Annotated in this window: 6 protein-coding genes; 3 read left to right on the top strand and 3 right to left on the bottom strand. The window is 72.5% G+C overall.

Annotated features, from left to right (window positions below; genetic code table 11):
* From ACWGDE_RS13645 to ACWGDE_RS13655, 3 genes are all read left to right on the top strand, one after another.
* A complete protein-coding gene (locus ACWGDE_RS13645) occupies window positions 1-702 on the top strand; it encodes a 4'-phosphopantetheinyl transferase family protein (RefSeq protein ID WP_453389151.1) in 702 nt (233 codons plus the stop codon).
* A 179-nt stretch (window positions 703-881) separates the two neighbouring features.
* Window positions 882-3,335: a SpoIIE family protein phosphatase gene (locus ACWGDE_RS13650; protein WP_453389152.1), complete on the top strand. Its 2,454-nt coding sequence runs from the start codon at window positions 882-884 to the stop codon at window positions 3,333-3,335.
* Between the two features lie 213 nt (window positions 3,336-3,548).
* Window positions 3,549-3,785: a response regulator transcription factor gene (locus ACWGDE_RS13655; protein WP_453389153.1), complete on the top strand. Its 237-nt coding sequence runs from the start codon at window positions 3,549-3,551 to the stop codon at window positions 3,783-3,785.
* Window positions 3,786-3,851: 66 nt separating this feature from the next.
* Here ACWGDE_RS13655 and ACWGDE_RS13660 read toward each other — a convergent pair whose 3' ends face one another.
* The 3 genes from ACWGDE_RS13660 to ACWGDE_RS13670 all read right to left on the bottom strand — a co-directional run bounded on the left by ACWGDE_RS13660 (window position 3,852) and on the right by ACWGDE_RS13670 (window position 6,328).
* Complete coding sequence (locus ACWGDE_RS13660) at window positions 3,852-4,868, bottom strand: serine/threonine-protein kinase (RefSeq protein ID WP_453389154.1); 1,017 nt, start codon at window positions 4,866-4,868, stop codon at window positions 3,852-3,854.
* Window positions 4,869-5,075: 207 nt separating this feature from the next.
* Window positions 5,076-5,579, bottom strand: a complete 504-nt coding sequence (locus ACWGDE_RS13665; RefSeq protein ID WP_453389155.1) for a hypothetical protein — start codon at window positions 5,577-5,579, stop codon at window positions 5,076-5,078.
* A 269-nt stretch (window positions 5,580-5,848) separates the two neighbouring features.
* Complete coding sequence (locus ACWGDE_RS13670) at window positions 5,849-6,328, bottom strand: hypothetical protein (protein WP_453389156.1); 480 nt, start codon at window positions 6,326-6,328, stop codon at window positions 5,849-5,851.
* Between the last annotated feature and the right edge of the window lie 176 nt (window positions 6,329-6,504).

The following is a 6,504-nucleotide window of genomic DNA, read 5'->3' on the forward strand; positions in this document are numbered from 1 at the left end:
ATGGACACCACGATTCCTTCGATCGCGCCGGGCCGCATCCACCGATGGGGCGGAGCCGCCCTCATCGTGGCCCGGCGCCACGGCCTCCGCCCGGCGCCGGTGCTCTCACCGGCCGAGCAACGGGTCGTACGGGCACTGCCGGCCTGGCGGCAGGCGGAATGGTCGGCCGGCCGGCTGCTCGCCAAGCGGCTGGTCTGCGAGGCCACCGGCGCGCGGGCGGACGAGGTGGAGATCCTCCCCCGTCCGGACGGCAGCCCCCGCGTCCTCGTCGGCGGCGGCCCGATGCCCGCCCTGAGCGTCTCCATCAGCCACACCGCCCGGCACGTCGCCGCGGCCCTCGCGCCGGGAGCGGTCGGCGTCGACCTGTGCGAGACCTCCTCGGCCGAATCGGTACGGCGGGTCGCCGACCACGTCCTGTCCCCCGAGGAGCTCGCCCTCGTCGGTACGGACCGGCCCGATGCGATGGCCGGGGCCTGGGCGCTGAAGGAAGCCTCGGTCAAGGCCGACCGGAGCGGCATCTTCGGAGGCGCGCCGCGGGGCATCGTCATCCTCGGTCTGCGGCCGCCCGTACTCGGCGGACGACGCCGCGCGATGGTGTGGCGGGCGGGGGAGGCGGTCCTCGCCCTCGTCCTCGCGCACCCGGACGCGCCTCCGGAACCGTCGCCGGACCTCCCGGCTCCCTCCCCCGGTCCGGGCGGCTGAGCGTGCCGCGCGGAAGCACTGCGTTGGTGCTCCTTGCCCCGCCGGATCATGCTTGTGAGTGGGCCCCCAGGCCGTCTCTTTCTGATCTTGCGGGTCAGGCAAGATCCGCAAGAGACGGCCTGGCTGTGCAGGTCCCGTGTGACGGCGGGCAGGAACTAGCGAGGGCGAGATGAGCGGCGATGGAGCGACTTCCCACCTCTCCTGGTCAGCCGCCGGAGGAGACCGGCATCTCCCCCGGCTCGGCGTATACGGCCACGGCCAACGTCAACGAGCAGGGCATCGTCACCGAGTGGAGTGAAGGTGCCCGCCGGCTGCTCGGCTACCCGCCCTCCGAGGTCGTGGGACGGCCCGCCGCCGGCCTGCTCGCCGAGGGCGCGGGCGCCGGCGCGCCGGGGGTGGAGGCGGGCCAGGAGCGGTGGAGCGGCTCCGTGGCACTGCGGCACCAGGACGGGCGGCGGATGGACGTACGCCTCCTCGCGCACCGGTGGACGTCCACCAGCGGAACCACCCGGTGGTCCGTGGTGTCGGCCGTGCCGGGCGAGCCCCGTACGCCCCGGGACGAACCTCTGCGGGAGTGGGCCTTCGCCCAGTCCCCCAGCTTCCTGGCGATCTTCGACGAGGACCTGCGGCTGGTCATGGCGAACGCGGGCATGAACCGCGCGCTCTCCCTCACCGAGACCGAGATGCGCGGGCTGCGCCTGCCCGAGATCGCGCCGGATCCGGTGAGCGAGGAGACCGAGCGGAAGATGCGCCTGGCGCTGGAGACCGGTGAGCCGCAGTACGTGGACGCCTTCGTCCGTCCCCCGGGGACGAGCGGGGAACACGGCTGGGCGACCTCGCTGGCGCCGCTGCGGGACCCCGACGGCAGGGTGCGCGCCGTGTGCCTGACCGCGCACGAGAAGGCCGGAGCCGAGAGCGACCGGAAGCAGCCGCCCGTGCAGCACGACGCCGCCGCGGGAGCCGCCGAGGCCGTCGCCCTCATCGGCACCACGATGGACAGCGCCCGTACCGCGCGGGAGCTGGCCGAAGTCGCCGTCCCCGGGCTCGCCGACTTCGCGTTCGTCGACCTGCTGGAACCCCTCCCGCGCCGCGACGAGTCGTCCCCGCGCCCGGCGGCGGGGCCGGTCACCGTGCGCCGCACGGCGGTGCGCTCGGTCCTCGAAGGAACCCCGGAGTCCCGTGTCGTTCTCGGGGGGACGACCGTGCATCCGCCGCTGTCCCCCGCCGTCGAACGGCTGGCCGCGGGCCGGGGCGCCGTGTACGGGGCGGCCGACCCGGCCGTCGTCCGCTGGGTGGCGGAGGACCCGGGCGCCGCATGGATCGGCGAGACGGGGACCCATTCGTTGATGGTGGTACCGCTGTGCACCGGCGGCACCACGCTCGGGGTGGCGGTCTTCGGCCGTCACCGGCGCCCGGGGCCCTTCGAGCCGAAGGACCTGTGGCTGGCCGAGGAGCTCGCGGCGAAAGCGGCCGTCAGCATCCGCAGCGCGCCCCGGCACCTGCGGGAGCACACCAGCACCATGACCCTGCAGCGCAGCCTGCTCCCGCACACGCTGCCCGATCAGACGGCGCTCGAGGTCGCCACCCGCTACCTGCCCGCCGGGGGCGAGGCCGGTGTGGGCGGAGACTGGTTCGACGTGATCCCGCTGTCGGGCGCGCGCGTCGCCCTGGTCGTGGGCGATGTCGTCGGCCACGGCATCCGCGCCTCCGCCACGATGGGCCGGCTGCGCACCGCGGTACGCACCCTTGCCGACGTGGACCTGCCTCCCGACGAGCTGCTCACCCATCTCGACGACCTGGTCATCCACCTCTCCGCCGACGAGGCCGACCCGGAGGGGGCCGGGGAGACCGCCGGGGGCATCGGCACCACCTGCCTGTACGTGGTCTACGACCCGGTCACCCGGCACTGCACCGTCGCCCGGGCGGGCCACCCGCCACCCGTCGTGGTCTCCCCCGAGGGCTCGGTGTACCTCCTCGACGTCCCGGCCGGCCCGCCGCTGGGTCTGGGCGGCCTGCCCTTCGAAACCGTCGAGGTCGAGCTTCCCGAGTGGAGCATCCTCGCCCTGTACACCGACGGCCTGCTCCAAGCCCGCGACCACGACATCGACGAGGCCCTGGACAGCATGTTCACGGCGCTCGCCCGTCCCGCCTCCACGCTGGACGCGGTGTGCGACCGCGTGCTGACGGCCCTGCTGACCCATCCTCCGGACGACGACGTCGCCCTGCTCGTCGCCCGGACCCGGGCCCTGCACGCCGACAAGGTCGTCGTCTGGGACGTGCCGTTCGACACCTCCGTCGTCGCCCAGGCCCGTCGGGACGCCACCGAGCAGCTGACGGCCTGGGGTCTCGACGAGGCCGCGTTCGTCACCGAGCTCGTCGTCAGCGAACTGGTCACCAACGCCATCCGCTACGGGGAGCCGCCCATCCAGCTACGGCTGATCCACGAGAACACCACCCTGATCTGCGAGGTCTCGGACGCGAGCAACACCGCCCCGCACATGCGGCGCGCCCGGATCTTCGACGAGGGAGGGCGGGGCCTGCTCCTGGTCGCCCAGCTCGCCCAGCGCTGGGGCACCCGGCACACGCCCGTGGGCAAGACCATCTGGACCGAGCAGTCCCTCGTAGGGCTCTGAGGGCCCGCACGGCCCGCACCGCTATGCCCCGATCGTTCCCGCGACACGCACGCAGGAGGCCCCTGTGACACGGCTGTGACAGTTGGCGGACACCCTCATGAACTCCCCCCGACAGGCTCTTTAACACGGACATACATCCACATTCCCGGATATGTCCCCTGCTTCCGAGGACGTGAGCAGTGACGACCGAGCTGATGTGTCGGAGGAGTTCCCATGAGCCTCACACTCGCCACGCCGCACGCCGAAGTCCCCGTCTCCACCCCCACCCTCGCCCCGCGTGAGCAGGAGGCGCTGCGGTACATCGCCGCAGGGTGCACCTACGTTCAGACGGCCCGTTCCATGGGACTCTCCAAGCACACCGTCGACGCCTACCTGCGCCGCATCCGGGCCAAGCTGGGCATCAACACCTCGGCGGAACTGGTCCGACTGGCCGTCTCCCTGGGGCTGTGACCCGCCCCCGCCCCCTGTTTCCCCCGTTCCCCCCGTTTCCCCCTGTTTCACACCGCCCGGCGCGCCCTACGGCCCGTCGGGCGGAGCCATGAAGACCGGCCGGGCCCAGTCCGGAGGCTCCGGAGGCGGCACGCGCTTCCCCGAGGGCCCGGGGGGCCGGGCGTCCGCGCGGGGTGGCCGTGCGAGGTTCTCGGCGGCGCCGTTCCCGGTGGCGGCGCGCAGGGCCGCCACGAACTCCCGGCAGGAGCCGTACCGGTCCTCCGGGACCTTCTCCAGGGCCTTCGCCAGGACGGCGTCCGCCGCGTGCGCGATCCCCGGCCGCCTCTCGCTCAGCGGCGGCGGCCGGTCGTACTGGTGCGCCCAGAGCAGCGCCGGGGCGTCGTCGCGCTCGAAGGGCGGCCCGCCGGCGAGGGTCTCGTACACGACGCAGGCGAGGCTGTAGACATCGCACCTGCCGTCCACGGGCCGGCCGGAGATCTGTTCCGGCGCCATGTAGTCGAGCGTGCCGACGAACTCGCCCGCGGTGGTGAACCCCGTGAGCGCCAGGGACCGCTTCGTCAGCCCGAAGTCCGTGAGGTACACGTGCTCGGGGTGATCACTGTCGGTGCCCGCCGCGACCAGGATGTTGCCGGGCTTGACGTCCCGGTGGACCAGATCGTGCGCGTGGGCCGCGTCGAGCGCGGATGCCACCTGGGCGGCGATGCGCACGGCGGTCGCGACGGGGAGCGGTCCCTCCCGGTCCAGCAGGGCCCTCAGGTCCAGGCCCGCCACGTAGCGCATGGCGATGTAGAGGATGCCGTCGGTCTCGCCGGCTTCGAAGATCGGCACGATGTGCGGGTGGTCGATCCTGGCGGCCACGCGCGACTCGTGGGTGAAGCGGCGGCGGAACACCTCGTCGCGGACGCGTTCCGGGGCGATCAGCTTGAGCGCGACCGTACGGTCCAGGCGCAGGTCCTTCGCGCTGTAGACGACGGCCATGCCACCACGGCCGATCAGGCGCTCGATGCGGTACCCCGCGATCTCCTTCCCGATCATGCCGGAGGGCCGGCCGGACTGAAGGCTTCGGTTCGATGCCGTGCCCATCAGGCGCCTCCCGCACCCGGCCGACGCGACTGGCCGCTCTCGCGTACGTGAAAGTCTATCCAGTGATCCACAGCGGTGCCCGTCACGAGGAATCGCGGGAAACAGCGGAAACCTCGGAAATCGCGGAAATCGCGGAAGCTGCGGAAACTGCGAGGTCCCGGCGTGCGGGACGCACACCGGGACCCCGTGAGCACGGACCGGTACGGCTCAGTCGTCGTCGCCGCCGTTGCCACCCCTGCCGCCCTGACCGCTGGTCTCGCAGCCGACACCGACGCAGATGCCTCCGTTGCCGCCCCTGCCGCCGTTGCCGCCGTCACCGCCGGCCGGCGCGGCCCCGCCGTTGCCACCGTTGCCGCCATTGACGCTGCCGCTGCAGACCCCGGCACAGACTCCGCCGTTGCCGCCCTGGGTGCCGTCGCCGCCCGGGCGGCCCGTGGTGCCGTTGCCGCCGTTGGCGCTGCCGTTGCACAGACCGACACAGACCCCGCCCTTGCCTCCGTTGGTGCCGTTGACCGTTCCGTTGCAGCTGCCCGCGCACACCTTGTCGCCGACGCGGACACTGCCGTTGCCCACCTTGACGCCGCCCACGGCCGTGTTGCCGCCGAACCGGCCCGAGCCGGACCTGTTGTCGCCACCGCCGGATCCGGGGCCGTGCCAGTCGGCGAGGGCCGAGGCCGTATGGCTCGTCGGGGCCGGGGCCGCCGAAGCCACGGGAACCATGGCACCGGCACCGATCAACGTCGTCGAAAGGACAAGGCCGAGACGGAGCTTCCAAGAACGCACTCGCATGAGATTCTCCCTTTCCGAATTGATTTCCCCGATGCGGATTCACTGCCCGCTTCCGGCTTTTCCTGGGACCGGCTCCCGGAGAGCGGAAGGGCCGGCCACCGGCGGGACGGTCCGCATGATCTGCTGCCGTCACCCGCCGGCCCGCCGGCCCCGTTCCTCGCGCTCCCCTTGCTGTCCTCCCGCGTCACCCACTAGGTGAGGGAGCTGTTTCCCATCAGGGCGAACCAGTCACCGTCGAGGTAGTTCTCCTTCCAGGTGTCGAGCTGCTCCTCCGAGATCTTGTACTTCTTGGCGATCTTCTCCTTGTTCGCGTCGGTGTCGTCGGCCATCAGCGTCATGACGATGCGTACGCGGTCCACCACCGTCAGCTCGGACTTCGGCTTGTCGGGCAGGTCGTCGAAGCGGAAGCAGCCGACGCGGCCGGGCTTGCCGGGCTCACCGGGCTGGCCGGGCTCACCGCCCTTGCCGCCTTCTCCCCCCTTGCCGCCCTCGCCACCTTCGCCGCCGAGGCCACCAGCTATGCAATGTGCGGGCTGACCGGCCAGGACCGAGGAGACTGCCCCTGCCGGGGTGTGGGACTGCGACGCTTGCGCGGCGCACGCCGTACCGGTGAAGAAAGCCAGGGAGGCCGCCGCCAGGATGAGCGGGCGCTGCCAGGGGCTCGTGAACATGGGGGTTCTCCGTTTCCGTGAGCTCGGGTGTCGCTTGGGGGTGTCGCTCGGGGATGTCACTCAGGGGTACTGCGGGTGGGGTGGGGGGGTGGGCCCAAAGGGCCGCCCCCCCCCCCGAACCGCTTGGGCGCTAAGAATATTATTCTGGCACCCGCGCCCCCCCCCCCCCCCCCGCC

This window comes from Streptomyces sp. NPDC054956 (genome assembly GCF_053609185.1).

Bases quoted from the DNA above. Each gene is read 5' to 3' on its own strand.
- ACWGDE_RS13645 (WP_453389151.1), top strand. From the start codon at position 1: ATGGACACCACGATTCCTTCGATCGCGCCGGGCCGCATCCACCGATGG.
- ACWGDE_RS13650 (WP_453389152.1), top strand. From the start codon at position 882: ATGGAGCGACTTCCCACCTCTCCTGGTCAGCCGCCGGAGGAGACCGGC.
- ACWGDE_RS13655 (WP_453389153.1), top strand. From the start codon at position 3,549: ATGAGCCTCACACTCGCCACGCCGCACGCCGAAGTCCCCGTCTCCACC.
- ACWGDE_RS13660 (WP_453389154.1), bottom strand. From the start codon at position 4,868: ATGGGCACGGCATCGAACCGAAGCCTTCAGTCCGGCCGGCCCTCCGGC.
- ACWGDE_RS13670 (WP_453389156.1), bottom strand. From the start codon at position 6,328: ATGTTCACGAGCCCCTGGCAGCGCCCGCTCATCCTGGCGGCGGCCTCC.